A 26,140-nucleotide genomic window follows, 5' to 3' on the forward strand; every position below is an offset into this window, starting at 1 on the left:
TAAAGAGTCGGTTCTTTCATTTCGTAAAGGCTTCGACTCTGCTCCACCTGACAATTCTTATTATACATTTAATACTAAAAGTGTCACACTGAGCGAAGTCGAAGTGCTTTGAATTACAAAAAAAGACTGCCTCTTTCGAAACAGTCCTTCTTTTCATTTTTTACGATTTATTTATTTAGCAGCATTCACATTGATCCCAATTTCGATGTCTTTGCTGATCATCCATTCAGCAGGATCCGTTTCATCCGTCCCGAATTTGATTCCCCAATCTGCTCTGTTGACTGTAAATTTAGCTTCGATAGCCGCTTTACCTTCGGCAACAGTCACTTTTGCAGGGAAAGAAACATTAAGCGTTTTTCCTAACAATGTCAAGTTTCCGCTCACCGTTTTGTTAGCACCCGCGACTGCATCTTTTGGAAGTTCGCCAGCCAAATCCGCAACAGAAGTGATTTTGAAATCAGAAGTTGGATTCTTACTAACGTTGAAGAAATCTTCATTTTTCAAGTGCGCTTCCAGGTCAGCCGGCTTTTTGTCAGCCTCCGTTACAGATGCAGGGTCAACTTTCAATGTGGTCATATCAATAACGAAATCACCTGAAGTTACCGCATCATTTTCAACTGTAATTTCTCCAGATTTCAGGTTAAGTGTTCCCCATCTTGGTGCAAAACCTCCCTTGTGGAAAGCTTTCCAATCCACTTTTGATGTAGCCAAATCTACTTTGTAAGCTTCACCGGTTTTTGCTGCAACTTCCTGTGCATCTTTCACCGTTTCTTTTTTGTCGTTACAAGCTGTGAACATCAAAGCAGCGCCTGCCAATGCCAATACTGTTAATTTTTTCATAGATAATATTTTAAATTAATATTGATTTTTCTTTCAGCAAAAATAAGACCTTAAATATTGACACAACATTGATGTACATCAAGAAACGTTTTTTCTAAACCACAAAGGCACAACGTTTTTTCACAAGGTTCACAAGTTAAATAGTTGTGTTCTTAGTGAGACCTTTGTGTCTTTGCGGTTAAATTCTATTCAAATTCTTTTGAAACACCCAATCCAAACAACGCAAAATCGTAGACTGCAGGGTCATCTGCATTATATTTTCTGAGAATCGAATCCAATTCTTCAACTGCTTTCCAATCGTTTTGTTTTCTGGTTAATATTCCTAATTTTCTGGAAATATTTGCCGTGTGAACATCCAAAGGAACAGAAAGATATTTTGCATCAATTTTTTCCCAAATTCCAAAATCAACGCCTTTTTTATCTTTCCGAACCATCCATCGCAAAAACATTATTAACCTTTTGGAAGCCGAATTTTTGTAAGGCGAACTGACGTGTTTTTGTCCACGATGTTTTTCAGAAATGAAATGATTACGGAAACGTTCAATCGAATGAGAAAAATTGGTTTCATTTTCAATAATTAGAAATACATCTTCCAGACTTTCAAATTGGTTATAAATTCTTTTAAAATTCTTCAGGAAGAAAATAAAATCTTCGTGATTGAAAGTTCTGTGAATAGCTTTTACAGGAATTTTATTCAAATCAGAATCTGTAAAATTCATTACGAAATCGTATGGTGAATTCCCCATCAATTCCATCATTTTATTGGCATCATTGATAATCGATTTTCGGTTTCCCCAGGCAATGCTTGCAGATAGAAACCCCGAAATTTCGATATCCTGCTTCAAAGAAAAACGATGCGGAATCTGAATGGGATCATTGGTAATAAAATCCGGTGAATTGTAGAGTTCTGCTTTTTCATTCAGCAAATCGAAGATGTCTTTTTCTTTCAAATTCATTATTCAAAAATACGAAATTGTTATATCGCAAAGTCGCAGGAAATTATTGTTATTATGCAAAAAAGTCGCAAAGTTCTTATTGAAAACATTTGCGACTTAATAAATTAATGATTTAAAATCTAATATCTAGACTCTAATACCTAACTTCTCTTTGTCTATCTTCCAATCACTTCAGTAATTGGTTTTCCAACGGCACCACTTGGGAATTCGATGTGAAGTAATGCGGAGATTGTTGGCGCAATATCTGTCATATAATAATCACCATTGCTCTCGCCATGTTTGATTCCCCAACCCATAAAAATCAATGGAATATGTGAATCGTAGGAATTCCAAACGCTGTGTGTTGTTCCTTTTTTAGCATAAGTCGGCAACATTCCATCGTGAGAAATGATTTGTATATCACCGCTTCTCTGCCAGTTATAACCATTAATCGCTCGGGATTTTATCGGTTCCGGAATCGCTGACGAACCAATCTTCTTCAAATCCACAGCGTACAAAACTCTTGGATCTTTGTTAAGATTGTCTATAATTGTAGCCTTGATAGCTTCTTCATCCAGATTTTTTTCTTTGATGAGACTCTGATTCAAATAGATCTGATAATTATCGATTCCGAGAATCAATTTAGAATTGGCATATTTCTTTTCCAATTCTGCTCCCAGATTTTTTTCCATTCCTTCATCAAAGAAACCGCCTAGAATTTTGTTGGCTCTCAGGAACCCTTCCGCATTTGCTCCACCATGATCAGCAGACAGAAAAATCAAATAATTGTTCTTACCAACTTTCTCATCCAACATTTTGAAAAACACCGCCAAATCTCTGTCCAATCTGATGTAAGTATCTTCCACCTCGATGGAATTTGGTCCATAAGAATGTCCTATATAATCCGTTGAAGCCAGGTTAATAGCCAGAAAATCTGTTTCAGTTCCTTTTCCTAAGGCATAATTATCCAAAGCCGCTTCAGCAAATTTTAGTGTCAAAGTATTTCCAAAAGGTGTCGTTCTGATAACGCCTTTTTTAGTCGCATAATCTGATAAAAGATTTTTATAAGGAAAAACCGGTTCTTTTGCCGTTCCTACAGGAAATTCCCACTCGACATTATCAACCGTACTTTCAGTATATTGATTAATTGGCAAAGCTGTTTCCCAACCGTTAGCCAATAATTTTTCCGGAACTTTCTGGTCGTTGAAAACTTTTACCCATTTTGGCAACTCATTCATATAATAAGAACTTGTGATGAAGTTTCCGGCAGAATCGTCAAACCAAAAAGCGCCAGTCGGATTGTGACCTGCCGGCAAAATCGATGCGCGGTCTTTCAAAGAAACGCCAACGACTTTTGACCTGAAATTACTTGCGATTCTTAGCTGGTCTGTAACTGTAGTTGACCAAAGATTTTTCGGAGAATGACTTCCATTTCTTCTATTATCCGTTCCAACGGGATTGACACTGTCATCGGTTGTACAATAAACGTTTTTTCCTGTCGCTTTATCCGTCCAGTCGTTCCCGGCAATCCCATGAATGGAAGGCACAGAACCTGTATAAATGGAAGTATGACCGATAGCTGTAACAGTTGGAATATAAGGAATATGAACATTATTGAATGAATAACCTTCTCCCAATAATCTCTTGAAACCGCCTTCTCCAAATTTCTTTTCAAAACGGTAGAGATAATCCCAACGCATCTGGTCGACGACTAATCCTACAACTAATTTTGGTCTTTCTCCCGAATTTAATTTTGATTTCTGAGCATTTATATTTCCAATTGTGGCCACCGCCAAAACGAAAATCTGAATTTTCCTGAACATTGATTTACTTTTAATTGAGTCCCAAATTTACATCTTTCAAAAGTTTTGGGATGTGAAATTTTATTAAAGTTTAGTTGAAAGTTTTACACAAAGGCACAATGCATCATCTTAAATCAAATGTTTTAAGGCACAACGGACTCCAACTTCGCTCAGTCTGACAGCTTTGATACAATTTAATTCTACATTTTATCAATCTGAGCGGAGATGGAGATTTTACAATAGTCCAAAAATAAAAAGAACGAGCAATTGCCCGTTCCATTAAATATAAAATTTAACAATTCTATTTTCCGCCGCCTGAGTTTTTCTCGACATCGGTTTTAGTATTTTCTTTTACCTTTTGATTTCCGAAACGTTTTACAAAGGTGAGCGAGAATCCATACCAATCCCATTTGTTGTAATTTCGAATCATCCCTGTTGAACTGTAAGTCGTATTGTCTACACTTGGCCTTTTAAAAATGTTCATCAACTGTAAGCTGGTTTCGATTTGAGAATTCGGGAAAATCTTGGTTACAGAGATGTTATGAAAGAAATTGTATTTATTCGCAACAGAGTTTCCGTAATTCTGATTATCAACACTGAACCATCCACTGATATTGATGTTCTTATTGAATAGATTAGTATAAGAAAGATTGGTAGAACCACCGATATAACTGATATAGTTGTTTTCCTGATTCAGTTCATTTTTTCTATTGAAATCGCTGTTATCAATATAATACCAACCGATTCCGAAATTGACATTCAGTTTATTTTTGAATAGGTTCTGATTCGTATTGGCAAAAAGATAAAATTTCTCAACCTTTCCTTTGAAATTTTCCGAGACTGAAATTGTTTTTCCGTCTTCTTCTACAAATTTGTTCCAATAATCCTGGTCTGTAAACATATATCTTGCTGATAAAAAATACTTTTTGAATAAACCGAACTTCAGTACTACTCTATCACTTGGATTAGGAAGCAAGTCCATATTTCCTCGGTAGTACATCCCATTATTTCCGGGCAAAACAAACGGGTTGAATTCCGAATACCAAGGTCTCCAAAGGCTGTGATTGTATGTCAGACTCAAATCATAGTTCGGTGAAAAAGCATACTTCAGTAAAAGATTGGGCATAAAAGTTCCGTAAGAATTTTTTCTTTCATTAGCATTTTCACTGATTTTGTAATCAATATGCTCATATCGCAAACCTACCCGTGTCTCAAGCTTTTCAAAAAAGGTTTTGCTATAAGTGAAATAAAGTGAATTGATATTGTCTTTATATTGGAAATCACTGATTGCATTATTAGTATTATTCAAAAAATCAAAATAATTATTTGGAATTACATTATTATTAAAATCAATTTTCCCACCAACTTCCAGGGTTCCGCCATTTTTCCCCAAAGGTGTTGTATAATCTACCTTTACGTAATAATTCCTGGTCTGATTATAAGAATCGATTCTATAAAAATTTGGAATCAAAGCTGTTTCATTGAAAATAGTATTTCCGTTATCAGAATCATAATTGATTCCTAAGTTGACATCCAGAATTTTATTTTTCTCCTTGTCGTAATATTTGTAGAAGAGATTGGTACCAAGCGTTTTCGCAACTGAAGATTTTGTTAAATCCTGAACAAAAGTATCTTGTAAAACATTATCTACATAAGTTGTACCTCCGGAATTGGAAGTAGAGTTTCTTTTTCCCTGATAATATTCCAGCACAAGCCCTACATTATTTTTATCATTGAGCTCAAACTCTGAAGTTGATGATACCGAAGGATTTTTATTTTTAAAGATACTTTCTGCATCAATATTTTTTACTGTTTTGGTATCATAAATAGTATTGACTGAAGAATTTTGTGTGATAAAAATATTGTCTCCATAACTTCCTCCAAACGTCTGGGTGAAATTCTTTTTATGGTAATTAAGATTCAAACTTCCGTATTGGTTGTTTTTCGTATTCTGAGTATTGGTCAAGGAAATACTTCCCTTCATACCTTCATCATCGCGTTTTTTCAGAACGATGTTGATCACTGCGCCGGTCGCTTCATAACGGGAAGAAGGACTTGTAATGACTTCAATTTTCATTAGGTTGTCTGCAGGAATTGTTTTGAGATATTCCTTCAGTTCCTTACCTGTAAAAACCGATTTTCGGTCGTTGATGTAAACCGTCACAGATTCTCCTTCCGCTCTCACATTATCATTGTTATCGATGCTAACCAGCGGCGTCATTCTCACAATATCCCAAGTGGTATTTCCTGCCAGAATAGAACTGTTTTCGACATTAAACACGGTTCTGTCGGCTTTACTTTGGACAGTCGGTTTTTTGGCGATAACGGTGACAGCTTCTATTTCTTTGGATTTGAGAGTATCTTTGTTTTGTGCGAAAGAAATTGTAATTGATAATAATCCTAATAAGGATAAGGCTGACTTCATTGTTATTTTGTTTTAGTTATAAGACAACTACTTTACCATATTTGTTACATCTAGAATCAATTAAATTTATATTAATTCGAATTTTAATTAAATTTGGAAAAACATATTCTTAAAATGAATTCAAAAGTTGACGAACACATCAATCAGTCCAAACAATGGAAAGACGAGATGAAGGCATTGAGAACTATTATCCTGGATTGCCAATTGACAGAGGATTTCAAATGGGGAAAACCCTGTTATTCTTTTCAAGGTAAGAATATTGTAATTATACAAGGCTTCAAAGATTACTTTGCACTTTTGTTCTTCAAAGGCGGATTAATGAAAGATTCCGGACATCTTCTTGTGAAAATGGGAGAAAATACGCAAGCTGGAAGACAAATGCGGTTTCAAAATGTTCAGGATATTTTGGATAAAAAGTCAATTATTAAAGATTATATTTTTGAAGCTGTTGAAATTGAAGAACGTGGCGAAAAAGTGGAAATCAAAAGAGAAGCAACACCAGTTCCCGAAGAATTTCAAATCAAACTAAATGATAGCCCCGAGCTGAAATCTGCGTTCGAATCTTTGACACCCGGAAGACAACGAGCTTATCTTTTTCATTTTTCCGCACCAAAACAATCCAAATCAAGAGAATCCAGAATAGAAAAATCAATCCCAAATATATTGAAAGGTAAAGGGATGAATGATTGACAATATTTTAAGTCTCGCTGATTTTTCAAATTTTGCAGATTTACAAAAAACTAAAGTTTTGCTTAATTCATTAAATCTGCGAGAGAAATATTTTTATCTAACACAATTAATCAATATGAAAAATAAACCTCAGCTTTCAGCAGAAGAACAGAAAGAATTAATCAAAACATTGAAAACCCGTTTTGAGAAAAATCCGAAGCGCCACGAAAATATCCAATGGGAAAATGTTCAGAAAAAACTAGAATCTAATCCCGGAAAATTGTGGTCACTTAACGAAATGGAAAGAACCGAAGGCGAACCAGATGTTGTTGGTTACGATAAAAAAACAGACGAATATCTTTTCATAGATTGTTCTGCAGAAAGTCCAAAAGGCAGACGAAGTCTTTGCTATGACCGAGATGCGCTGAATTCCAGAAAAGAACATAAACCTGTGAATAGTGCAATAGATATGGCCAATGAAATCGGAATCGAAATTTTAAATGAAGAACAATATCGCCAATTACAAACGCTTGGCAATTTTGATTTGAAAACATCGAGCTGGCTAAAAACACCTGACAACATCCGAAAACTAGGTGGTGCTGTTTTCTGCGACAAACGCTATGATACAGTTTTTCTCTATCATAATGGTGCAGAATCTTATTACGCTGCGAGGGGTTTCCGTGGGGTTTTGAAAGTTTGAAACTAATATAAATTATGAAGCCGTTTAATTATAATTATTCTGATTTCGATCTTGTAAAAACTATTGCGCTCACTTTTCCCGGCACCGAAGAAAGTATTTCTCACGAAGCAACACCTTCGGTAAAAGTGAAAGGAAAACTAATGTGCCGGCTTCACGACAGCGGTCAATTTATTCCTATCCGTATCGGCTTTGATGCAAGAAATCATTATCTGGAAAGATTTCCTGAAATTTTTCATTTGCCTGATCATTTTAAAAATTACCCATATATATGTATGTGGAAAGATTGTCACGATAAGAAACTTATCGCAGAAGTTTTGGAAATTTCGTGGCGATCTTTGGCTACAAAAAAGCAGGTTAAGGATTTTGACACAAGCAAAAATTCGCTTGGCTAAATCATTAAGCACAATCCTTACAAACTCCTGTCAAAATACAGTTCACACTTTCCACAGAATAGCCTTTTTCTACAGAAAACTGAACAGCGACCGGCAAGCATTCTATCGTTTCGCATTTTGTACATCTAAAATGAAAATGGTGATCTGCAAGCTTTTTTTCATCACATTTGATGCAAACTGCGAAATACTGTTTCCCATCTTCAGCGACAATTCGATGGAGAATTCCGTCTTCGCAAAATCTATTTAAGACACGATAAACCGTTGCTCTGTCGATATTAATATTGACATTTTTCATAATAGCTTCCTGACTCATTGCTTTTTTCGAATCTGCTAGAACATTTAGAACGGCATCTTTTGTTGGTGTATTTCGTCTTTTCATCTTTATTAATGCGATGTGGTTGCAATAATAAAAATTAATCCTAACTTTGACAAGAAATAAGCATTTAAATTTTCATCCCGAAAAATATTTACCATAAAATCAAAATATGAAACAGGAAAATTCATTCGATGTCATTATAGTTGGCGGAAGTTATGCAGGTCTTTCTGCAGCAATGTCTTTGGGAAGGTCATTGAGAAAAGTTTTGGTCATCGATAGTGGAAAACCTTGTAATATACAGACACCATATTCTCACAATTTTCTGACGCAGGATGGAAAAACGCCAAAAGAAATTTCAACCATCGCAAAAGAACAAGTAAAAAAATATGATACTGTTGAGTTTTATGAAGGACTCGCAACAGAAGGCAAGAAGACAGAAAATGGATTTGAAATCAGAACAAAACGAGGTGAAGCATTCGAAGCTAAGAAACTCATTTTTGCAACAGGAATTGTAGATGATGTTCCTAATATCAAAGGATTTTGGGATTGCTGGGGAATTTCTTTAATCCATTGCCCTTACTGTCACGGTTACGAATTCAGAACTAAGAAAACCGGAATTATTGCTAACGGCGACCGTGGTTTTCATATCGCATCATTAGTTAATAATCTGACCAATGATTTGACAATTTTAACAAGAGGAAAAGCCGAATTCTCGGAAGAACAAACTCAAAAACTGAAACAAAATAACATCAATATCATCGAAACAGAAATAGATGAAATCCAGCATCAGAAAGGATATATAGAAAATTTGATTTTATCAGATGGCAAAAAACTGAATTTCGATGCAGTTTATGGTGCATTTCATTTTAAACAACATTCTGATATTCCCGGTGCTTTGGGCTGTGAATTTACTGAACACGGACATATTAAAATCGATAACTTGCAAAAAACAACTATTCCCGGAATTTTTGCCTGTGGTGATAACTCCTGTCCGATGCGTTCCGTTGCCAATGCTGTTTACACAGGCAATCTCACAGGTGCGATGGTTAATATGGAATTGACAAATGAAGGTTTTTAGTTCGGGACATTTGTGTAAATTTGGATTCAAACAATATTGAATGAAAAATACATTTTTATTTATCGCAGTTTCTATTGCTTTCACATTTTCTTGCAGTAAGGACAATAAAGAAACAATTGAAAATCCCAGAACCAATCCAGACAACAAAACAGAATTAAAAGCTGTAGGAAAAGCAAATTTAAAAGAAGAACCAACGATTAACTTATCAGAATACAGCAAGCTTACACCGATTGAAATCAAAGATTCTAAACAGAAAAATGTCTTCAAAAAATACGGAATAGAGTTCGGTGGCGTTTGTTATTCTTGCGACCTTGCTATTTTTAAAATTAATAAGAAGAGTTTTGATATTGTGGAACTTTGTGATGAGAAGAATGTCCACAGTTATAAGGATTTCAGTTATGAAAAGAAAGGAAATAGTTTAAAAATCAAAACACCGGAATCTACTTTTATTTTTACACAAGTTGAAAACGAACCTATTTATCAGCTAAAAATTGAAGGTCAAAAACCTGAATTCAAAAATATGAGAATCTCAGAATTTTATACTCAGGAAAGCCTGATTGAAAAATTTGAAGAACACGATTGTGGCGATTTTCAAGGATAATTGAATTAATTAAAAATAAAAAACCATCTCAAATTGAGATGGTTTTAATTTATCTGGAATCTTAAGATTAAAACTTAAGATCTCCGTTAACTTCTCTTACAGCTTGTGCTGCTTCAGCAAATTTCAATTGCTCTTCAACAGTCAAAGTGATGTTTACGATTTTCTCAACCCCGTTTTTCCCAATGATCGCTGGAACACCAAGACAGATATCATTCTGTCCATATTCTCCCTCAAGCATCAATGAGCAAGGAATCATTTTCTTTTGGTCACAAAGAATAGACTGAACCATTACAGAAACAGCCGCACCTGGTGCATACCAAGCAGAAGTTCCTAACAATTTTGTCAATGTAGCGCCGCCAACTTTAGTTTCTTCAATCACAGAAGCTCTTTGCTCATCAGTCAAGAATTCGGAAACCGGAACACCGTTTCTTGTCGCTTTGCTGAATAGTGGCAACATTCCTGTATCAGAATGCGCAGCGATTACCATTCCGTCAACATCAGAAATTGGACTTTCCAACGCTTCCGCTAATCTGTATTTGAATCTCGCTGAGTCCAAAGCACCTCCCATTCCGATGATTCTTTCCTTTGGAAGACCTGATGTTTTGTGAACCAAATACGCCATTGTATCCATTGGGTTAGAAACCACAATGATGATGACATCTGGCGAATGTTTTACTAAGTTTTCTGTTACTTCTTTTACAATTCCGGCATTGATTCCGATTAGTTCTTCTCTTGTCATCCCTGGTTTTCTAGGAATCCCGGAAGTGATCACCGCTACTTTTGAACCTACAGTCTTGGAATAATCTCCGGTAGTCCCTGTGATTTTGGTATCGAAGCCATTAAGGGAAGCTGTCTGCATCAGGTCCATTGCTTTTCCTTCTGCAAATCCTTCTTTGATATCCACCAAAACAACTTCTGAAGCGAAGTCTTTCATCGCGATATATTCTGCACAGCTTGCTCCTACTGCACCAGCTCCAACTACGGTAACTTTCATAATGATAATGTATTTTTTATTAGTTTAAAATTCTGTTTTGTATTGCTCGTAAATATAATAAACTTAATTATTTCCTTAATCATATTCAGTTTGATTTTTGTCATATTACCGTATTATTAATTCTGTTATCCTATGATATATTTATCCATCAAGACCATTATGAGTGTTAAAATATGGTTGATTTTTCGTAAATTTGCTTAGAAAAAAATTAAAAATATGTCAGAAAACAACATAAAATCTATTGCGGTTTTGACCTCAGGAGGAGATGCTCCGGGGATGAATGCCGCTCTTAGAGCAGTTGTAAGAACAGCAAATCATTTTAACATAGACTGTTACGGAATTCGTGAAGGTTATAATGGATTAATTGCAGGTGATGTTACGAAAATGGGACCTCGTTCCGTAAAAAATATAATCAATCAAGGAGGAACAATTCTGAAATCTGCAAGATCAAAAGAATTTATGACAGCGGAAGGAAGAAAAAAAGCTTACGAACAATGTCAGAAACTCGGTATTGACGCTTTGGTTTGCATTGGTGGAGACGGAAGTTTTACCGGTGCCAAGATTTTCAATGAAGAATTCGGGATCAAAGTAATCGGCATTCCGGGAACTATTGACAATGATATTTTTGGAACTGATAACACAATCGGTTACGATACAGCTCTTAATACAGCTATGGACGCTATTGACAAAATCCGTGATACAGCCACTTCTCATAACCGAGTGTTTTTTGTGGAAGTAATGGGCAGAGATGCCGGATTTATAGCGCTTAACAGTGGAATCGCGACAGGAGCTCTTGACATTCTGATCCCTGAAAGAAAAGACAGTATGGAAGACCTTTTCAGCACTTTCCGAATGGCGGAAAAAGTGGGTAAATCATCCAGCATAGTCGTTGTTGCTGAAGGCGAAGAATTAGGAAGTATCTATGATCTTGCCAAAGCAACAAAAGAAGAATTCCCATCTTATGACATCCGTGTGACTATTTTGGGACATATCCAAAGAGGCGGTTCTCCAAGCTGCGCAGACCGAGTTCTTGCCAGCAATCTTGGTTACGGAGCAGTTATAGGACTAATGCAAGGCCGAAACAAAGTAATGGTTGGGATGCAGTCAAACAAAATCACCTATACCCCAATAGAAGAAGCTATTAAAAAGCATAACGAAATCGACAAAAACTTACTTCAGATCGCTGAGATTTTGGCGATGTAATTTTTAATCAAAACAATAATAAAACAAAACCTTAATTTTTTAAATCATATGTCAACAATTAAAGTAGGAATCAACGGATTCGGTAGAATCGGACGTTTAGTTTTCAGAGCAATGGCTGAAAGAAGCAACATCGAAGTTGTAGGTATCAATGACCTTATCGATGCTGAATATATGGCTTATATGCTAAAATACGATTCGGTTCACGGAGCGTTCAAAGGAGAAGTATCAGTACAAGGAAACAACCTTGTGGTTAACGGAAAAACAATCCGTGTAACAGCTGAGAAAGATCCTAACAACCTAAAATGGAACGAAGTTGGTGCAGAATATATCGTAGAATCTACAGGATTATTCCTTTCAAAAGATTCGGCTCAGGCTCACATCAACGCTGGTGCTAAGAAAGTGATCCTTTCTGCTCCTTCAAAAGATGATACGCCAATGTTCGTAATGGGTGTAAACCACAAAGAACTGACTGACGATATTAAAATCTTCTCAAACGCATCTTGTACGACTAACTGTCTTGCACCTTTGGCAAAAGTAATCCACGATAACTTTGGTATCGCTGAAGGTCTTATGACAACTGTACACGCAACTACTGCTACCCAGAAAACGGTAGACGGACCGTCTGCAAAAGACTGGAGAGGTGGTAGATCTGCGCTTAACAACATCATCCCTTCTTCTACAGGTGCTGCAAAAGCGGTAGGAAAAGTAATCCCTTCTCTTAACGGGAAATTGACCGGTATGTCTTTCAGAGTTCCAACTGCTGACGTTTCTGTAGTGGACCTTACTGTAAAGTTGGACAAACCGACTTCTTACGAAGAAATCTGTGCTGCTATCAAAACGGCATCTGAAGGTGAATTGAAAGGAATTCTTGGTTATACAGAAGATGCTGTAGTTTCTCAGGATTTCGTAAGCGATGCAAGAACTTCTATCTTCGACAAAGAAGCTGGAATTATGTTGAATCCAACTTTCGTTAAACTAGTATCTTGGTACGATAACGAGTGGGGTTATTCTAACAAATTAGCAGATATGCTTGTTCATTCAGCTTCTTTGTAATCTGAAACTGAATCAAAATAAAAACCTCTGAATTTCTTCAGAGGTTTTTTATTATTCAATTATGAATTTAACAGTTTGAACTTTTTGATTCTTGTCAATTAATTTCAAAATGTAAATTCCTTTTTTTAGATGATTAACTTCTATACTCTTATTTTTATTATAAAAGGATTTGTCCAATAATTTTTTCCCAGAAAAATCAAAAATCTCATATCTTATTAGCTCCAAAGATGATGAAACAAATAATTTGTCCGATGTTGGATTCGGATAGATTTTGATTTTGGAATCAATAAGGTTATTAGTTGTCAGATGTTCTTCTTCTCCTCCAAAAATTCTTGTAATCCTGTTTCTGCCGACATCATTATAAGAAGTAAAATCTCCAACTGCAATGAATTTCTCATTCTGATTAATAATTTTATACACTGCTTTATTGGCTCCGGCCGCTGTCTTATTGAATGTATCATCCAAAGTTCCGTCAGCTTTAAGTCTGGCAATATAATTTCTATTGATATTATTGAATTTGGTAAAACTGCCTCCGATTAGAATTTTACCATTGGCTTCAAGTGCCAAAGTTTCTACAGAAGCATTAGCTCCAGCGCCGCTTGTAAAAGTCGTATCTCTACTACCATTGGCATTAAGTCTGGCAATTCGATTTGAAGAAGCACCTGCAATAGTTGTAAAATTGCCACCAATAATGATTTTCCCATCTTCCTGAATCAATACACTGCTTATTGTATTATTAGCTCCGGTTCCGATTGTAAAAGTTGTGTCCAAGGTTCCATCAGAATTTAATCTGGCAATCCTGTTTCTTGCAACGCCATCATAAGTTGTGAAAGTTCCTGCTATTACAATCTTATTATCAGGTTGTAACCTCATAGAATATATTGCATTATTAGCACCGCTTACGGGAGAAAAACTGCTATCGATAGTACCATCAGGATTCAATCTAATAATTCGATTAGCCGTTTTCGTATTAAAAACAGTGAAATCCCCGCAAATCAAAATCTTACCGTCTGGCTGAACCAAAATTTCCCTTACAGGATCTGTTGGCCCAAAACCGATTGCAAAAGTATTATCCAGACTTCCAGTAGAAGTCAATCTTACCAAGTATGATTTCTGAAGATTATTAAACGTTGAAAAATCTCCCCCTACAAGAATTTTTTCATCAGGTTGCAATGCAACGGTCCGAACTAACTGATCCGGGCCAATCCCAACCTGCAAAGTTATATCTACATTACCATCTGCATCAATCCTGGCAATTCTATTATTGAGATTATCATTAAAACTATTGAAGTTACCTACAATAACCATCTTTTTATCCGGCTGGACTGTAATAGATCTAACTGTTCCGTCGGCAGCATTTCCGGGATTGAAGCTTAAGTCCAGACTTCCATCAGAATTAATCCTTGACACATATCGCTTAACATTATTATTAAAAACAGCATAGCTTCCGCCGATAATCAATTTTCCGTCCGTTTGTTGCTGAAAACTTGTTGTGCTTCCTCCAAAACCTTTCCCAGGATTAAAGCTAGTATCAATTGTCCCATTTTCATTAATTCTGGCAATGTAATTCCTAGTTACATTATTATAAGAGATAAAATCTCCAGCAAGTAAAAGTTTATTATCATTGAGAATTAAAATATTTCTCACAATATTATTAGCACCAGTACCAATTGTAAAGCTATTATCTATTGTACCGTCATCATTCAGTTTTACAATTGAGTTTTTAGTAACGTTATTATATTTAGTGAATTTACCTCCCAAAAATATCTTTGCGTTATTTGCAATTAATATTTTGTAAATGATATTATTAGCGCCTGTTGAAGCAAAAGATTCATCAATACTCGCATCAGAATTCAGCCTGATAAGATAATTTTTTGTAACGGAATTATATGTGGTAAAATTACCTCCAGCTAATATTTTTCCATCAGTCTGAACAGCCAATGAGTAAACATGAGAATTGAAGCCTGAACTTGTATCAAAATCCATATCCAAAGATCCGTCCGGATTAAGCCTTGCCAGATATTTCCTGTCAACACCGTTATATTTTGTAAACTGTCCACCGATAAGGATTTTACCATCATTCTGTAAAGTGACACATTCGATAATTCCATCTGCGCCGGTTCCAATCACAAAGCTGTTATCCGTACTTCCATCAGCATTCAATCTTACAATTCGATTCTTTGAAATTCCATTGAATGTTGTAAAATTTCCGCATACAATTATTTTTCCGTCCGGCTGAAACATTAGGGAAGAAACGTAATTATTGGCGCCCGAACCTATAAGAAAAGTATTATCGAAACTTCCATCTGCATTAATTCTTGCAAGTGATTTTGCATTATTACTATTATATGTTGTAAAATCACCGCCAATAATGATCTTACCGTCCGGCTGAATCAAAACATCTTTTACATAGTCATTAGCGCCGTCGCCCCACCCGAATCCGAGGTCTGAAGTATTAAAAGTTGTATCTACACTCCCGGGCTGCTGAGCATAAAGAACAAATACAAAAAAAGAAAATATAATTGATAAACTTTTTTTCATCCTTAAAAAATATCTACAAATTTAGTTGATAATTTGGAGATTAGAGCATTTTATTATTTGTAAGACATTAAGAAAATTTTAAACTTCATCTCTTTATTTTAATTTTTATAAGAGAAAAAAATTAGGCTTTCATGTTTAAAATGATTATTTTTGAGAATAATTTTTTTCAAACAATGAGTAGTACAGACGATAAGAAAAAAGCACTGCAGCTGGTGCTTGAAAAACTAGATAAAACCTACGGAAAAGGAACCGTAATGACCTTGGGAGAAGACTCTGTGGACACGACTATCGAAGTAATCCCTTCAGGATCTTTGGGAATTGATTTGGCTCTAGGAGTTGGTGGATATCCAAGAGGGAGAATCATAGAAATCTATGGTCCCGAATCTTCCGGTAAAACAACACTTACGCTTCATGCTATTGCGGAAGCTCAGAAAGCTGGCGGTATTGCTGCATTTATAGACGCAGAGCATGCGTTTGACAGAAGCTATGCAGCAAAGCTTGGAATTGACCTGGAGAATTTGATTATTTCTCAACCTGACAACGGTGAACAGGCTTTAGAAATTGCAGACAACCTGATTCGTTCAGGAGCGATCGATATTGTTGTAATTGACTCCGTTGCAGCCCTGACTCCAAAAGCAGAAATAGAAGGGGAAATGGGTGATTCCAAAATGGGTCTTCATGCAAGATTGATGTCACAGGCTCTTAGGAAACTAACTGCTACAATATCAAGAACGAAATGTACTGTGATTTTCATCAACCAACTTCGTGAAAAGATTGGCGTAATGTTCGGAAATCCTGAAACTACAACAGGAGGTAATGCTCTTAAGTTTTACGCTTCCGTAAGAATCGACATAAGAAAAGCCAGTGCTCCAATCAAAAACGGAGACGAAGCTATCGGTAGCCGGGTGAAGGTAAAAGTCGTGAAAAATAAAGTAGCGCCGCCTTTCAAACAAGCAGAATTTGATATTATGTACGGAGAAGGTGTTTCCAAAGTTGGGGAGATCCTTGATACTGCCGTGGATCTAGATGTTGTTAAAAAAAGCGGATCCTGGTTCAGCTATGATGACACAAAACTGGGACAAGGTCGTGATGCTGTAAAAGATGTTTTGAGAGATAATCCTGAATTATCCGAAGAAATCGAAAATAAGATCAAGGAACTGATCAAACAAAAATAAAAAAAGGCTGTGAAAATTTCACAGCCTTTTTTTATTTAAAGAAATAAGTTAAACCTAAACTTAATACCTGTTCCGATTTTTTCTTTGCAGTCCCGGCGTAACCAATTTCGGACGGACTGTTTTTAAGATTCGGATATGTATTTGATAATCCAATATCATATTTCAAAGCAAGTTCCAATTGCCTTTTGTAGCTGTAACCGACACCTGCTCCTACTCCAAAATTAAATGAATTAGCTTTTCCATAGCTATCCTTTTCATATTCCGGTTTATTGGTATTCTTAACCGTTTGATTAATCAGAAAATTAAATCTGGGACCTATTACTCCAAAAAACTCAGATTCGGCCTCAGAAAAATAGCCTTTGAAATTAAATGGTACACTCAGATAGTTATTAGCATAAACAGCATCATAGCCAGGCCTACCTTTAGCATCTTTCGCCTTTCCGGATTCGCCTGCTCCAAAATATAAAGCTTCTACCTGGATGTAAAACTGCTCATCAACACCAATTGGCACCTGCGCTGTAAGACCTCCCAAAACAGAAAATCTCGGTCCTGAAGGATTGTGGGCATTTCTCACTCTGGAGTAAGTTCCTCCTGCAACCAGACCAAATTCTGTAGATCTAAAATCAATCTGTGCCTGAGATAAAAAGGATAACAAAAATAGAGACCCGAAAAGGATTTTTTTCATATTAGTGTGTTTACAAATTTCGTTCAAATTTAGACAAAAAAAATGAGAAGCTCAGACAAGAGCTTCTCAAAAATATATTTTAATAAGGTAATATCTTATGCTAAAACTGAAGCAACAGTTTTACCGATCTCTGCCGGAGAATCAACAACATGGATACCGTTCTCCTTCATAATAGCCATTTTTGCCTGAGCCGTATCATCAGCACCTCCAACAATAGCACCTGCATGACCCATAGTTCTACCTTTTGGAGCCGTTTGCCCGGCGATGAAACCTACAACAGGTTTTGTCGAACCACTAGCTTTGTACCATCTTGCAGCTTCTGCTTCCAGAGATCCACCAATTTCTCCAATCATTACAACGGCTTCCGTTTCAGGATCGTTAATAAACAATTCCAAAGCTTCTTTTGTAGTTGTTCCAATGATTGGATCTCCACCAATTCCGATAGCTGTAGAAACTCCGAAACCAGCTTTCACAACCTGATCAGCTGCTTCGTAAGTTAAAGTTCCAGATTTGGAAACGATACCAACTTTTCCTTTTTTGAAAACAAAACCTGGCATAATTCCAATTTTAGCTTCGTCAGAAGTAATGATACCAGGACAGTTTGGACCGATTAAACGAACGTCTCTGTCTTGGATATAATCTTTTACTTTTACCATATCAGCAACAGGGATACCTTCTGTAATACAAACGATTACTTTGATACCTGCTTCAGCAGCTTCCATCACAGCATCTGCCGCAAATGCAGGCGGCACGAAGATAATACTTACATTAGCTCCCGCTTTTTCTACAGCTTCAGCAACCGAATTGAATACCGGCTTACCCAGATGCTCAGTGCCTCCTTTTCCCGGAGTTACACCGCCAACAACGTTGGTTCCGTAATCTATCATCTGACCTGCGTGAAAAGTACCTTCGTTACCTGTAAACCCTTGTACGATAACTTTAGAATCTTTGTTTACTAATACTGACATTTTTTATTGTAATTTATTGATTTTGCAAAAATTTTGTTATTCGCAAAAATAACGATAATAATTCAAAACTTTCTCGCTATTGTAATTTTTTTGAACGTTAAAAATATGATTTACTTCAGATTTTTGACTTTAACTTCTTTTCTGAGATAATCTCTGAATTCTTCTGCAATTGGTCCAAAATAAGTTCCTTTTTTGAGATCTCTGTTCACGCCTGTTTTTGCCAATAGAATCGTACCTGTTGCGATCCTCACTCCCGAAGCCATACCAACTTGTCCCCAAATCGTTACTTCGTCTTCTATGGTACAGCATCCTGCAATTCCGGTTTGGGAGGCGATGAGACATTTTTTACCAAGAATTGTATCGTGTCCAATCTGGATCTGATTATCCAGGATACTGCCTTCGCCAATGATAGTAGAAGCGGTTACTCCTCTGTCTATTGTGCAGCAGTTCCCGATTTCTACATTATTTTCAATAATAACATTACCCACGGAAATCAATCTGTCAAAATTGCCATTCAGTTTTCTGTAATAGAAAGCATCACCTCCGATTACTGTATTAGCCTGTATCACAACATTATCGCCGATTACTGTTCTATCACCGATTACAACATTGGGGAAAATGTGGCAATTCTTTCCTATTTTAACGTCATTTCCGATAACAACGGAAGGATGAATAAAAGATCCGTCTTCAACTTCGAGATCATGAAGTTCTTCTTTGAAATTCGAAATCCTGGTAAAATGCGTATTGATTTTATTAAAATCCCTGAAAGGATCATCGGAAACCAAAAGCGCTTTGCCTTCCGGGCATTCTACTTCTTTATCAATTAATATAATGGTTGCAGCAGAATTAAGTGCTTTGTCGTAATATTTTGGATGATTGACAAAAACGATATCTCCGGGACGAACCATGTGGATCTCGTTGGTTCCAAGAACCTGGAAATTGTCATCTCCTATATATTTTGCGCCAATAATATCTGCAATTGTTTTTAGATTTTGTGGCTGATTAAAAGTCATAACTAGATATAAAATTTAGATATTAGATCGATTTGTAAATTGGTAATTTTGAAAATACGAATTACAAAGCAGCCCGACCTGAGTGGAGCTCTTTTTCTTTTTTTGCAAAAAAAGAAAAAAGCGGGAACGGAGGGCGGATAAAGCTGCCCAAATAAAAAATGGAAGTGTGAAGATCAACTCCAGACTTCCATCTTATATTATTTTACTCTTTCCAGATAAGAACCGTCTTCTGTATTAACTTTGATCTTATCTCCCGGCTCAATGAAAAGCGGAACCATAACTCTTGCGCCTGTTTCCACAATTGCATTTTTAAGAGCGTTGGTTGCTGTATTTCCTTTTACACCAGGATCAGCTTCGATAACTTCCAGATAAACTGTTGGCGGGATTTCAGCAGATAAAGGCACTTCATCAGCTTCTTTCAGTATAATAGTGACTTCTTCCCCGGCTTTCATAAATTGTGAGTTCTCAATCATCTCTTTGTTCAAGTAGATTTGAGAAAAGTCATCATTATTCATAAAGTGAAATCCGTTATCATCCTCATATAGGTATTGGAATTTTCTGGTAATTACTTTTACTTCATCGATCTTGTGACCTGCAGAGAATGTATTATCTACAACTTTCCCGTTGGTTACAGATTTTAGTTTTGTTCTCACGAAAGCAGGACCTTTTCCTGGTTTTACGTGCAAAAATTCGATCACTTTGTAAATGTCATTACTAAATTCTATACAAAGTCCTTTTTTGATATCGTTGCTTGTTGCCATTAGCTATTTATAAACTTATATTATTTTATTATTCTTTTGAAGAGCCATATCCTTTTACGATACCTCTTGGTGAATTCTGGATAAAAGTGATGATCTCATCTCTTTCCATGGTTGGAAGCATCTCTTTCTCGATATATTCTATCGCCTGAGAGACATTCATTTTCATCTGGAAAATATAACGGTAGATCTTCTGTATCTCAAAGATTTTATCATTGGTGAAGCCTCTTCTTCTTAATCCTACAGAATTAATCCCGGCATAAGAAATAGGTTCTCTTCCCACTTTGATGTAAGGCGGAATATCTTTTCTGATTAATGAACCTCCGGAAATCATCGTGTGCTTTCCTATTTTTCCAAATTGCTGTACTGCAGACAAGCCGCCCATAACTGTAAAATCTCCGATCTCTACGTGACCAGCGATTCCGCAACCATTTGCAATGATGACATTATCTCCGATGATGCAATCGTGTGCAATATGGGAAGTTGCCATAATCAAACAGTCACTTCCTACTTTGGTATAACCAAGTGCTTTTGTACCACGGTTGACAGTTACACATTCTCTAAGCGTAGTATTATCGCCAATGATAGTCTGGGTATCTTCTCCGTCAAATTTCAGATCCTGAGGAATTGCAGAAATTACAGTTCCGGGAAAAATCTTACAGTTCTTTCCGATTCTCGCACCATCCATTATCGTAACGTTAGAACCAATCCAGGTTCCTGCGCCAATAACAACATCCGAAGAAATGGTAGTAAAAGGTTCAACAGTTACATTTTTACCAATTTTCGCACGTGGATCTATTGCCGTAAGTTGGTGAATCATAAATTAAATTTTAGTTTTTGCGACCTGAGCCATCAATTCGGCTTCTACAACTACACTGTCACCAACATATCCATATCCTTGCATATGCACGATTCCTCTTCGGATCGGTTCGATCAGTTCAATTTTAAAAATCACCTGATCACCCGGAACTACTTTTTTCTTGAACTTAACATTATCCATTTTCACAAAGTAAGTAGAATAATTTTCCGGATCCGGAACATTAGCCAAAACCAAGATCCCTCCAACCTGAGCCATTGCCTCGATTTGTAAAACGCCCGGCATTACCGGTTCTTTTGGAAAATGTCCTACGAAGAAAGGCTCGTTCATAGAAACATTTTTAAGTCCAACCACGTGAGTGTCAGAAAGCTCCAAAATCTTATCTACCAGCAAAAACGGAGGTCTGTGCGGCAATAGTTTCATAATTCCATTGATATCGAAAACCGGCTCTGCCTTTAGATCGAAATCGGGAACATTTTTTCTTTTTTGCAATTTGTATTGTCTGTTTAGTTTTTTTGCAAACTGAGTGTTCACAAAGTGTCCTGGTTTGTTGGCTATAATTCTTCCTTTGATTCTGACACCTACCAAAGCTAAATCCCCAATCACATCAAGCAATTTGTGCCTAGCAGCTTCGTTGGTAAAGTTAAGTGTAAGATTATCAAGAATACCATTAGGACGGATAGAAACTTCATCCTTACCAAAAGCAACCTTCAGTTTTTCCAGAGTATCTGCCGTCAATTCTTTGTCAACATAAACAATCGCATTGCTGATATCACCACCTTTGATAAGGTCAGCATCCAAAAGCTGCTCAAGCTCGTGTAAAAAGCTAAATGTCCTTGCCGGAGCAATCTCTTCCTTGAACTCAGAAAGGTTTTTCATACTGGCATTTTGAGTTCCCAATACTTTGGTTCCAAAATCCACCATTGTAGTGATCTCGTAATCGTCAGCAGGAATTACAGTCAGTTCTGATCCTGTAGCAGGATCGATGTAATTCATCACTTCTTTAATCACCAGATATTCTCTTGGAAGATCCTGTTCTACAACACCTACTTTCTCGATTGCTTCAACAAAATATTTGGAAGAGCCGTCTAAAATTGGCGGTTCTGCGCTGTTCATTTCCAGAATAGCATTGTCAATATCCATCCCGACAAGAGCAGCTAAAAGATGCTCACAAGTATGGATTTTAACGCCCAGTTTTTCCAGAGTTGTACCTCTTTCTGTGGTTGTTACGTAGTTTACATCCGCTTCAACTTGCGGACGTCCTTCGAGATCTGTTCTTACAAATACAAATCCGGTGTTTTCTTTTGCCGGCTTGATTGTCAAATTAACTTCTCTCCCTGTGTGAAGACCTATTCCTGAAAGGTTGATATCTTCTTTGATTGTTTTTTGTTTATCGCTCATTGTATTAGTTTTGAGGTGGAAGAATTGCTTCTTTTCCTGATACTTTTACTCTGATTTTTTATTTTCTAAATCGTTTATTCTTTTGACTATATCTGTAAAATTACGGAAATGAACGTAGTTCCTTCTGTAATCGCTATAGTTGATTGCCGGCGAGCCGTACAATGTTTCACCATCTTTTGCGGATGAATTAACACCACTTTGCGCCTGGATTTTCACCTGGTTTCCTATTTTGATATGACCAACAATTCCTACTTGTCCACCAATCTGATTCCAGTCTCCAATGATTGTAGATCCTGCAATTCCAGCTTGTGACGCAATAACATTGTGTTGACCAATCTTTACGTTATGAGCAATCTGGATCAGATTATCAATCTTAGTTCCTTTTCCAATAATTGTAGAACCGATTGTTGCACGATCTATACTACAGTTGGAACCAATCTCAACATCATCTTCAATAATCACATTTCCTAATTGAGGAATCTTCTTAAATCCGTCTGCTGTTGGCTGGAAACCAAATCCGTCGCCGCCAACAACTGTATTGGAGTGGATCACACAATTATCACCAACTATGCAATAATCATAGATTCTTGCACCACTGTCAATTTTACAATTTTTCCCTATTTTAACACCTTTCCCGATGTAAACATGAGGAAAAATCTGTGTGTTGTCTCCAATTTTTGCTTTTTCAGAAACGTAAGTGAACGCGCCAATATAAACACCTTCACCAACCTGTGCAGTATCATGAAAGAATGAGCCTTCTTCTATTCCTGTTTTCCGTCCCTGCATCTCCTGATAAAGATTCATCAGAACCTGAAAAGAAAGATAAGCATCTTCAACAGCAATAATAACGGGTTTGTAGTCCCTGTCCTCCAAAAGATTTTCAGAAACGATCAAAACGGCACATTCTGTTGTATCTATATGATTAGAAAAACGACTTTGACCAACAAAAGACAAATGTCCTTGCTGTCCGTTTTCTATCGGAGAAACGCCTGTTATAACAGTCTTTCCGTCTCCAATGATTCTCCCGTTTATCAATCCTGCAATCTGTTCTGCACTAAATTCCATAGTTTGCAAAGATAAATATTTTATTAATTAAGTTTTAATTTTTTATGACGAATCAAAACCGCTTTTACTTTAATGATTCTATTTCTCTTGGATAATAGATAATATATTTTTTGGTCGCGTTCTCCATACAACCGAATAGAATTTGATTCTCAGACTCTTCCAGTTTCAGCTTTCTACCCGATTTTTCCAACAGATAAATCGGTTGTTTCTCTGTATCATAAGGCAATAATGACCTAGAGATTTGTCCGACTAATTCTTCTCCGTTTTCTATATTGAAATATTGGTTGACTTTTTCTACTTTTTGTTTCAAAACTTCTTCAGAAAATGGTTTGGACGAAATAATACTTTTCGGAAATTCTCTGTAAATAACCGTTCTGCAAAGCCTCGCCAAAATGAAATCATCATTTTCTGTCCAGACTTTAATTGCCTGAAAAACATCCATATCATCAAGCATCGTAAATCTTCTGATATCTTCTTCTGTCGCTTCATCAAACTTATTTTTAACCAAAAAATATTTAAGGTTTGAAGGCGCTTCCAGATCAATATTCTGTGAAACCAGATATTTAGCACGATTAAGAATCTGAACCAAAATGTGTTCGCCCAAAGCGGCTGTTTTATGGTAATAGACCTGCCAATACATAAACATTCTGGCAGTCAGATAATTTTCTATCGAGTAGATTCCTTTTGCATCGATCACCAACTCATCATCGCTCACATTCATCATCGAGATGATTCTTTCTACATTCACGCTTCCCTCTGAAACGCCTGTGTAAAAGCTGTCGCGTTTAAGATAATCCATCCTGTCAACATCCAATTGTGATGAAATCAACTGATTGAAAAACGGCCTGTGATATTTCCCCTGGAACATCTCGATTGCCAAATTCAACTTACCTTTGAACTCTTTGTTCAATCGGTTCATTAGCAGAATCGAAATTTTCTCGTGGTGCCAGTCATCCATCAGCATATTTTCCAAAGCGTGTGAAAACGGACCGTGACCAATATCGTGAAGTAAAATCGCCAGCATTGCCGCTTTCTCTTCTTCTTTTGATATTTTTACACCTTTCAGTTTCAAGGTTTCCAATGCTTTGAACATGAGATTCATTGCACCAAGAGCGTGATGAAACCTCGTATGTTTTGCGCCGGGAAATATGAGTGATAAAAGTCCTGTTTGTGAAATCCTTCTGAGTCTTTGGAAGTAAGGATGTTCTATAATATCGAACAAAATCTCATGGGGAATTTTGATAAAACCGTGAACTGGGTCGTTGATAATCTTGAGTTTATTCTGCACCTTTTATAGTTGATGATTGATACAAAAATAAGGAATTTTAATTGGTTTTTATGTCAGAAATAATATGTCAGAAAATTATATTTTAAGATTCATTTGTACATTTGACTAAAGAGCTTCTGAAATTTAAATATTAAAAAATGACAATAGAACAAATAATGACAGGAATTGGTTTAATTGGAATTGGTGGACTTTTAAAGAGTTCATTTGATTATTTAATATCAATTCAAAGACAAAAAATTGAGGCAAAAAATAATTTTAAAGAAATTAGGTACAAATCAATCGTTTTACTTTGTTATGCGTTAGCAAATTTTGAAAAAGAAAAACATCTTTAATAATAAATAGGCCTGATTTGACTTCTAAAAAAACTTTAGAAAAAATGAACTTCACGCAGAATTTATAAATATGTCATTATTTGCTTCAGATAAAGTAATTCTAGCTATGAAATTATTTCTTGAAAATCCTTGAAATTGTAAAACCGAAGAATTAAAAATCAATTTCATAAACTAAACCAAAATCCTCAAACTTTTAGGCAAAACTTTGATATGAATCGGTGATTTGATTTTCTTGAATTCCCCATCGATGTGCCAGGTTTTCGTGTTGACTTTGAATTCGATTTCTGAAACCGGGAGATAAGTCACATAATCATCATCCTTCAGACGTTTGGTGAACATCCGGAACGCAAAAAAAGGCGAATAGGTCAATGGAAACTTCTTAACCAAAACCAAATCTACCAAACCGTCACTTTTGCTCGCCATTGGTGCAATGTAAGCGTTGTTACCGAACTGTCGCGTGTTGGCGATATTCAGCATTAGGTATTTGCCATTATATTGTTTGTAATTTTCTTCTGAGAATTTGATTTTTATCGGTTTATAATTGAAAAAAGTTTTGATAGAAACTTTGATGTAATTCTTAAAACCGCGATTGGTTTTCTCAAATTCTTTTACCACTTTTCCGTCAAATCCTGTTCCTGAAACATTAATAGAAAAATGTTCATTTACCATAAACGTATCAATCTCACGGGATTTTTTAGCTTCGATTTTTTCTAAAAGACGGGAAATATTTTTGTTAAAATTAGTTTCATTAGAAAAACCATTACCCGAACCCGCAGGAAAAACCGCCAGAATCTTTTGTGTATTAATCAATTTCTGCGCAACAACCGAAATAGTCCCGTCACCGCCAACTGCAACAAAAATATCCACATTATTCCAGTGTTTTTTGATAAATTCATCCGTATCTTCTAAAGATCTGGAAATGATATAAAGCGGATTATTCACCTTTTTGGTAAGACTATCCAAAAAAGGCTGATAATTTTTTTTCGAAGAATAGGGATTGATGATGAATGCAAATTTCATAGCCCAAAAATAAAAATACTCTGAAGATTTCAGAGTATTTTTTATTATAAATGAATTATTTTGTTTTCG

Annotated in this window: 25 protein-coding genes; 9 read left to right on the forward strand and 16 right to left on the reverse strand. The window is 36.2% G+C overall.

The features are described 5' to 3' along the window. Positions 1-171: 171 nt before the first annotated feature. The 4 genes from AC5P2S_RS12475 to AC5P2S_RS12490 all read right to left on the reverse strand — a co-directional run bounded on the left by AC5P2S_RS12475 (position 172) and on the right by AC5P2S_RS12490 (position 6,002). Entirely contained in the window at positions 172-840 is a 669-nt protein-coding gene (locus tag AC5P2S_RS12475) for a YceI family protein (protein WP_494555077.1), read from the reverse strand. A 185-nt stretch (positions 841-1,025) separates the two neighbouring features. After that, positions 1,026-1,790: a TIGR02757 family protein gene (locus AC5P2S_RS12480; RefSeq protein ID WP_494557032.1), complete on the reverse strand. Its 765-nt coding sequence runs from the start codon at positions 1,788-1,790 to the stop codon at positions 1,026-1,028. A gap of 161 nt (positions 1,791-1,951) precedes the next feature. After that, a complete protein-coding gene (gene pafA / locus AC5P2S_RS12485) occupies positions 1,952-3,598 on the reverse strand; it encodes an alkaline phosphatase PafA (protein ID WP_494555078.1) in 1,647 nt (548 codons plus the stop codon). A gap of 280 nt (positions 3,599-3,878) precedes the next feature. Beyond that, positions 3,879-6,002: a TonB-dependent receptor domain-containing protein gene (locus tag AC5P2S_RS12490; RefSeq protein ID WP_494555079.1), complete on the reverse strand. Its 2,124-nt coding sequence runs from the start codon at positions 6,000-6,002 to the stop codon at positions 3,879-3,881. A 114-nt stretch (positions 6,003-6,116) separates the two neighbouring features. Here AC5P2S_RS12490 and AC5P2S_RS12495 point away from each other — a divergent pair, with 114 nt between their 5' ends. From AC5P2S_RS12495 to AC5P2S_RS12505, 3 genes are all read left to right on the forward strand, one after another. Continuing rightward, the gene (locus tag AC5P2S_RS12495; RefSeq protein WP_494555080.1) at positions 6,117-6,692 is read left to right on the forward strand and encodes a YdeI/OmpD-associated family protein; all 576 of its coding nucleotides are present in this window, start codon (positions 6,117-6,119) and stop codon (positions 6,690-6,692) included. A 115-nt stretch (positions 6,693-6,807) separates the two neighbouring features. After that, the gene (locus AC5P2S_RS12500) at positions 6,808-7,371 is read left to right on the forward strand and encodes a DUF4256 domain-containing protein (protein WP_494555081.1); all 564 of its coding nucleotides are present in this window, start codon (positions 6,808-6,810) and stop codon (positions 7,369-7,371) included. Between the two features lie 14 nt (positions 7,372-7,385). Further along, a complete protein-coding gene (locus AC5P2S_RS12505) occupies positions 7,386-7,763 on the forward strand; it encodes an MmcQ/YjbR family DNA-binding protein (RefSeq protein ID WP_494555082.1) in 378 nt (125 codons plus the stop codon). Positions 7,764-7,767: 4 nt separating this feature from the next. Here the strand turns inward: AC5P2S_RS12505 and AC5P2S_RS12510 are convergent, their stop codons facing one another. Then, positions 7,768-8,142: a Fur family transcriptional regulator gene (locus tag AC5P2S_RS12510; RefSeq protein ID WP_494555083.1), complete on the reverse strand. Its 375-nt coding sequence runs from the start codon at positions 8,140-8,142 to the stop codon at positions 7,768-7,770. Positions 8,143-8,248: 106 nt separating this feature from the next. Between AC5P2S_RS12510 and AC5P2S_RS12515 the strand changes: the two genes are divergently transcribed. Continuing rightward, positions 8,249-9,157: an NAD(P)/FAD-dependent oxidoreductase gene (locus AC5P2S_RS12515; protein WP_494555084.1), complete on the forward strand. Its 909-nt coding sequence runs from the start codon at positions 8,249-8,251 to the stop codon at positions 9,155-9,157. Positions 9,158-9,197: 40 nt separating this feature from the next. Beyond that, positions 9,198-9,758: a hypothetical protein gene (locus AC5P2S_RS12520; RefSeq protein WP_494555085.1), complete on the forward strand. Its 561-nt coding sequence runs from the start codon at positions 9,198-9,200 to the stop codon at positions 9,756-9,758. A gap of 67 nt (positions 9,759-9,825) precedes the next feature. On the opposite strand, the gene AC5P2S_RS12525 is transcribed toward AC5P2S_RS12520, so the two are convergent. Then, positions 9,826-10,752: a malate dehydrogenase gene (locus tag AC5P2S_RS12525; RefSeq protein ID WP_494555086.1), complete on the reverse strand. Its 927-nt coding sequence runs from the start codon at positions 10,750-10,752 to the stop codon at positions 9,826-9,828. A 216-nt stretch (positions 10,753-10,968) separates the two neighbouring features. On the opposite strand from AC5P2S_RS12525, the gene pfkA reads away from it, so the two are divergent. Both pfkA and gap read left to right on the forward strand, forming a co-directional pair. After that, on the forward strand, positions 10,969-11,955 hold the full coding sequence (gene pfkA / locus AC5P2S_RS12530; RefSeq protein WP_494555087.1) for a 6-phosphofructokinase: 987 nt from the start codon (positions 10,969-10,971) through the stop codon (positions 11,953-11,955). Between the two features lie 48 nt (positions 11,956-12,003). Next, positions 12,004-13,008, forward strand: coding sequence for a type I glyceraldehyde-3-phosphate dehydrogenase (gene gap, locus AC5P2S_RS12535; protein WP_494555088.1), 1,005 nt, complete (start codon positions 12,004-12,006; stop codon positions 13,006-13,008). 51 nt (positions 13,009-13,059) lie between these two features. Here the strand turns inward: gap and AC5P2S_RS12540 are convergent, their stop codons facing one another. After that, positions 13,060-15,549 carry a T9SS type A sorting domain-containing protein gene (locus AC5P2S_RS12540; protein WP_494555089.1) on the reverse strand — a complete coding sequence of 830 codons (2,490 nt, stop codon included), beginning with the start codon at positions 15,547-15,549 and terminating at the stop codon, positions 13,060-13,062. A gap of 173 nt (positions 15,550-15,722) precedes the next feature. Here AC5P2S_RS12540 and recA point away from each other — a divergent pair, with 173 nt between their 5' ends. After that, positions 15,723-16,724 carry a recombinase RecA gene (recA, locus tag AC5P2S_RS12545; RefSeq protein ID WP_494555090.1) on the forward strand — a complete coding sequence of 334 codons (1,002 nt, stop codon included), beginning with the start codon at positions 15,723-15,725 and terminating at the stop codon, positions 16,722-16,724. A 31-nt stretch (positions 16,725-16,755) separates the two neighbouring features. Here the strand turns inward: recA and AC5P2S_RS12550 are convergent, their stop codons facing one another. The 8 genes from AC5P2S_RS12550 to AC5P2S_RS12585 all read right to left on the reverse strand — a co-directional run bounded on the left by AC5P2S_RS12550 (position 16,756) and on the right by AC5P2S_RS12585 (position 24,719). Continuing rightward, positions 16,756-17,409 (reverse strand): porin family protein, encoded by a 654-nt coding sequence (locus AC5P2S_RS12550; protein ID WP_283416730.1) that lies wholly within the window; start codon positions 17,407-17,409, stop codon positions 16,756-16,758. Positions 17,410-17,504: 95 nt separating this feature from the next. After that, positions 17,505-18,377: a succinate--CoA ligase subunit alpha gene (gene sucD, locus AC5P2S_RS12555; RefSeq protein WP_283416729.1), complete on the reverse strand. Its 873-nt coding sequence runs from the start codon at positions 18,375-18,377 to the stop codon at positions 17,505-17,507. A gap of 110 nt (positions 18,378-18,487) precedes the next feature. Continuing rightward, positions 18,488-19,390 (reverse strand): LpxD N-terminal domain-containing protein, encoded by a 903-nt coding sequence (locus AC5P2S_RS12560; protein ID WP_494555091.1) that lies wholly within the window; start codon positions 19,388-19,390, stop codon positions 18,488-18,490. A 197-nt stretch (positions 19,391-19,587) separates the two neighbouring features. Continuing rightward, positions 19,588-20,151 carry an elongation factor P gene (gene efp, locus AC5P2S_RS12565; protein ID WP_120214691.1) on the reverse strand — a complete coding sequence of 188 codons (564 nt, stop codon included), beginning with the start codon at positions 20,149-20,151 and terminating at the stop codon, positions 19,588-19,590. A gap of 28 nt (positions 20,152-20,179) precedes the next feature. Then, positions 20,180-20,968 carry an acyl-ACP--UDP-N-acetylglucosamine O-acyltransferase gene (lpxA, locus tag AC5P2S_RS12570; protein ID WP_283416727.1) on the reverse strand — a complete coding sequence of 263 codons (789 nt, stop codon included), beginning with the start codon at positions 20,966-20,968 and terminating at the stop codon, positions 20,180-20,182. A 3-nt stretch (positions 20,969-20,971) separates the two neighbouring features. Beyond that, complete coding sequence (locus AC5P2S_RS12575) at positions 20,972-22,366, reverse strand: bifunctional UDP-3-O-[3-hydroxymyristoyl] N-acetylglucosamine deacetylase/3-hydroxyacyl-ACP dehydratase (protein WP_283416726.1); 1,395 nt, start codon at positions 22,364-22,366, stop codon at positions 20,972-20,974. A 45-nt stretch (positions 22,367-22,411) separates the two neighbouring features. After that, positions 22,412-23,431 carry a UDP-3-O-(3-hydroxymyristoyl)glucosamine N-acyltransferase gene (gene lpxD, locus AC5P2S_RS12580; RefSeq protein WP_494555092.1) on the reverse strand — a complete coding sequence of 340 codons (1,020 nt, stop codon included), beginning with the start codon at positions 23,429-23,431 and terminating at the stop codon, positions 22,412-22,414. Between the two features lie 64 nt (positions 23,432-23,495). After that, complete coding sequence (locus tag AC5P2S_RS12585; RefSeq protein ID WP_283416724.1) at positions 23,496-24,719, reverse strand: HD domain-containing protein; 1,224 nt, start codon at positions 24,717-24,719, stop codon at positions 23,496-23,498. Between the two features lie 137 nt (positions 24,720-24,856). Between AC5P2S_RS12585 and AC5P2S_RS12590 the strand changes: the two genes are divergently transcribed. Next, on the forward strand, positions 24,857-25,051 hold the full coding sequence (locus AC5P2S_RS12590; RefSeq protein ID WP_494555093.1) for a hypothetical protein: 195 nt from the start codon (positions 24,857-24,859) through the stop codon (positions 25,049-25,051). Positions 25,052-25,222: 171 nt separating this feature from the next. Here the strand turns inward: AC5P2S_RS12590 and AC5P2S_RS12595 are convergent, their stop codons facing one another. Continuing rightward, positions 25,223-26,071 (reverse strand): diacylglycerol/lipid kinase family protein, encoded by an 849-nt coding sequence (locus AC5P2S_RS12595; RefSeq protein WP_494555094.1) that lies wholly within the window; start codon positions 26,069-26,071, stop codon positions 25,223-25,225. Positions 26,072-26,140 lie beyond the last annotated feature (69 nt).

The sequence above is a fragment of the Epilithonimonas sp. 33E genome, from assembly GCF_059372615.1.